This window comes from Alicyclobacillus hesperidum subsp. aegles, assembly GCF_027923525.1.
Taxonomy (GTDB): domain Bacteria; phylum Bacillota; class Bacilli; order Alicyclobacillales; family Alicyclobacillaceae; genus Alicyclobacillus; species Alicyclobacillus aegles.
On the sequence record NZ_BSBJ01000019.1, the window covers coordinates 1 to 4024 of the forward strand.

Genomic DNA, 4024 nt, shown 5'->3' on the forward strand with positions numbered 1-4024 from the left:
CCAAAAGGCAACAAGAACGCGGTCGGCAACATCGGCGGCCCTGGTGGGCCGGTCGGAAACGACAAAGCTGTCACGCACGGTTTTTTTCGCCGCATCTTCCCGGACGACCCTGACACGCATGCCATCATCAACGAGATTGAACAACTCGATCCACTCGACATCATCTGGCAGAACATCGTCATCCAGTACACAGCCATTGCTCGCGCGCAGCGCATCATGCATGTTCACGACGCGACCGATCACTCTGAGTTCGTGATATCGGAGTCCATTGGCGTAGATGGAGCGGAATCGCATACCCGTCTTGTGCAGCCTGCATGGGACAAGCATGCGAACTTCCTGCAGGCGCAGTCGCGTGCGATGAAGACACTTGAAGGGCTGATTGCGCGTTACGAGGAGTTGTTGCCGGGCGCGCTGAAGGCGGAGGAAAAGCGTATGCGAATCGAAAAGCTGCGTGCCGAAGTTGACCGCATGCGTAATCCAGATGGCTTAATCGAGACCGAAGACGATGGATTCTTGGACGCGCTGAAGGGACGAGCTGCGGAGGTGTGGTCAGACGATGCCGGTAGCTAAACGTCAACCGGCTCTGTTTCGGTTCCAGCCCTTTTCCGACAAGCAAATTCAAGTGCTGTCCTGGTGGATGCCAGGTGTTAGCCCCTACGCACATAAAACTGCGTTGATTTGCGATGGTTCTGTTCGTGCGGGCAAGACCGTGGCGATGTCACTCTCATTCGTGATGTGGGCAATGGAGACCTTCAACACCGAGAACCTAGGGATGGCAGGCAAGACTATCGCGGCGCTCCGACGTAACGTGATCATCCCGCTCCGTCGTATGCTCCGGTCGCGAGGTTATCACGTAGAAGAGCATCTGACGAGCAACTCGTTTACGGTGTACTGGAGAGGCCGCGCCAATGAATTCTATCTGTTTGGCGGTCGGGACGAGCGATCACAGGATCTCATCCAAGGCATCACGTTAGCGGGCATGTTTTTTGACGAGGTTGCACTTATGCCGGAGTCGTTCGTCAACCAGGCTACAGCGCGCTGCTCAGTAGACGGCGCGAAATTCTGGTTCAACTGCAACCCGGCCGGCCCCTATCACTGGTTCAAGGTACAGTGGCTAGACCATGCAACTGAGAAGCAGGCCCTACATCTCCACTTCACGATGGATGACAATCTGAGTCTGTCGGAAGAGACGAAAGCGCGCTATCGCACGATGTACCAGGGCGTGTTCTACAAGCGATACATCCAGGGACTTTGGGTGGTTGCAGAGGGCTCCATCTACGACATGTGGGACGACCGCCTGAACACGTTTAGCGATGAGGATATGCCGCCGGGCTTGTGGATGTCGGCGCAACGGTATATCGGCTTGGACTATGGTACGCAGAACGCAACGGTGTTTTTGGACGTTCTCGACGATGGCCAGACACTGTGGTTTGTCAACGAGTACTACCACAGCGGTCGCGAGCATGGGCGACAAAAGGACGATGCGGAGTATGCGGATGACATGCTTCGTTTCATCGGCGACCGTCCCGTACGGGCTGTCATCGTAGACCCTTCTGCCGCGAGTTTCAAGGTCGCCCTCCGCCGGCGAGGCATTCATACACGTGACGCGGAGAACGAAGTGCTGGATGGTATCCGCAGGGTAGCCACGATGATGGCACAGCGCCGGATTCGTGTCCATCGAGAAAACTGCCCGAATCTCATCCGCGAGATATCCGGTTACGTTTGGGACGAGAAAGCGGCGGCTCGTGGTGTGGAACAGCCGTTGAAGCAAAATGACCACGCCGTTGACGCTATGCGATACGTGGTCAAGACCACGGTGCGGCCACGTCGCTTGCATGCATGAGAGGAGGTGAGACGATGGCGAAACGGCGAAGTGGTCGGCCGACAACACGTATTCAGGAGCCTGCGCCGCGCGGACTGACGACCAATGACACGGTTATGCAGACGATCGGTCGTATTCTGACTCAAGATGCCTTCAGTAACGCTTTGGCGCGGCTAGGCTATGGCACACCTAACCTTATCGAGGGTACGGAGTATCCACTCACGCGGCTCACGAACAACTATCAGCTCCTGAACGCCCTGTACCGCAACAACTGGATCATTCGCCGCGTGGTCGATATTATCCCGGAAGACATGACGCGGAATTGGATCACGTTTAACAGTTCGATGCCTCCAGCTGCGCTTGAGAAGTTGCACCGAGCCATCCGAACGCGGCGACTGCAACATAAGATCCTACACGGCCTTAAATGGGGTCGCCTTTACGGTGGTGCCGCCGGCATCATCATGATCGAGGGGCATGAGGACATCCTTGACCAGCCGCTTGACTACGACATGATCATGCCTGGCTCTTTCGCGAACTTGATGATCGTTGATCGGTGGACAGGCGCATACCCGAGTGAAGAACTGGTTGATGATCCGTCTGATCCGGAGTTTGGGCTGCCCAAGTACTACGAGGTCACGATGGAGACGGGCAATGTGCTACGGATCCATCATTCGCGCGTCATACGCTTTACAGGTCGTGATTTGCCCTATTGGGAAAAACTCGCCGAGGTGCACTGGGGCATCTCTGAAGTCGAGATTGTCTATGAGGAACTACGCAAGCGCGACAACACGTCGTACAACATTGCGTCTCTCATCTTCCTCGCGAACCTGCGTGTGATCAAGATGGGGCAGCTTGGCCAAGACCTGGCCGTAGGCGATCCGCAGATGCAGCAGGACTTGTACAACACGCTCCAGGCGCAGAATTGGCTTATGTCGAATATGGGCCTCTACATCATGGACAAAGACGACGAGATGGAGACGCACCAGTACACGTTTTCTGGTCTGAACGAGATCTATGAGTCGTTCATGATGGACGTCGCAGGTGCGTGTCAAATCCCTGTGACGCGGCTTTTCGGGCGTTCTCCCGCGGGGATGAACGCGACCGGCGAAAGCGACCTGCAGCACTACTACGAGACGGTGCAGCAGTCGCAGGAGACCTACTTGGCGCCGGTCATTGACAAGTTACTGCCGATCCTCTGCATGTCGGAGTTTGGTGGCATACCGGACGATCTCGACTATTTGTTCAATCCGATTCGGTCACCTTCGGACAAAGAACTCGCTGACCTAGTCGAGCAAAAGACCAACGCCATCGTCAACCTCGTGAACGCGGGTATCATCTCGCAGAAGACAGCCTTGCAAGAGTTGCGTCAGATGAGTGATTCTACAGGTATGTTCGGCAGCATCACCGATGAAGACATCGAAGATGCCGACGATTCCACCAATATAGGAGAGCTGATGCCAGATGAAGGGCTCTCTTTGGCAACCGAAACTCCGGATCGAGCGAGAATACAAACGGGCGATCACGACAGCACTCAAAAAACTAGCCGCTTCTATCGCTGGCTTAGACGATCCCGTTGACATTATCACCCGTTTGCAAGATGCCGCCAATCAGCCGTGGTTCATCCGGTATGCGCAGGCAGCCGCAATGAAGATGGTCACGCACCTGTTTACGGATGCTGGCCGCACTTGGCGTCAAGCGGCGAAGGTCAACAGCCAGGGCCGAATGATCTATGAGGCGCTGCAAAAGGAGTTGCAGGATACACCGACTGGCCGTGCCATGGCGAAGCAGATTGAGGCCAATGCGCAGTACATCACGAGTGTGCCGCGCGACATCAGCCAGGCGATGACGAAGCACATCGCTAGTCGTGCACTGGCGGGTATGAGACCGGAGGCTGTTGCAGCAGAACTGCAGAAGATGTACCCTCACCTCTCTGACGTCAAAGCGAATCTCATCGCACGCACAGAGGCCGCGAAGACGGCGACGGCGCTCACGCAAGCGCGTTGCGAAGAGATGGGCGTCAAGTGGTATGTGTGGCGCACGTCGGAGGACAGCCGCGTGCGTGAGTCACACCGCTACATGGATCGGGTGTTGGTATCGTGGGATGACCCGCCGAGTCCAGAGCAACTGGCCGGCGAGTCACACATCTACGGGCACTACCATGCAGGCTGCATCTTTAACTGCCGCTGCTATGCGGCGCCGCTG

General features: G+C 56.2%; 4 protein-coding genes. All 4 read left to right on the forward strand.

From position 1 onward, the window contains the following. On the forward strand, nucleotides 1–570 hold a 570-nt coding region (terS, locus tag QMF38_RS09420; protein ID WP_281759276.1), incomplete at its 5' end, for a phage terminase small subunit. Continuing rightward, the gene (locus QMF38_RS09425; RefSeq protein ID WP_281759277.1) at nucleotides 557–1843 is read left to right on the forward strand and encodes a PBSX family phage terminase large subunit; all 1287 of its coding nucleotides are present in this window, start codon (nucleotides 557–559) and stop codon (nucleotides 1841–1843) included. The genes terS and QMF38_RS09425, both read left to right, overlap by 14 nt. 14 nt (nucleotides 1844–1857) lie before the next feature. Next, entirely contained in the window at nucleotides 1858–3399 is a 1542-nt protein-coding gene (locus tag QMF38_RS09430; protein ID WP_281759278.1) for a phage portal protein, read from the forward strand. A gap of 67 nt (nucleotides 3400–3466) precedes the next feature. Continuing rightward, a partial coding sequence (locus QMF38_RS09435; protein ID WP_281759279.1) for a phage head morphogenesis protein occupies nucleotides 3467–4024 on the forward strand: 558 nt, incomplete at its 3' end.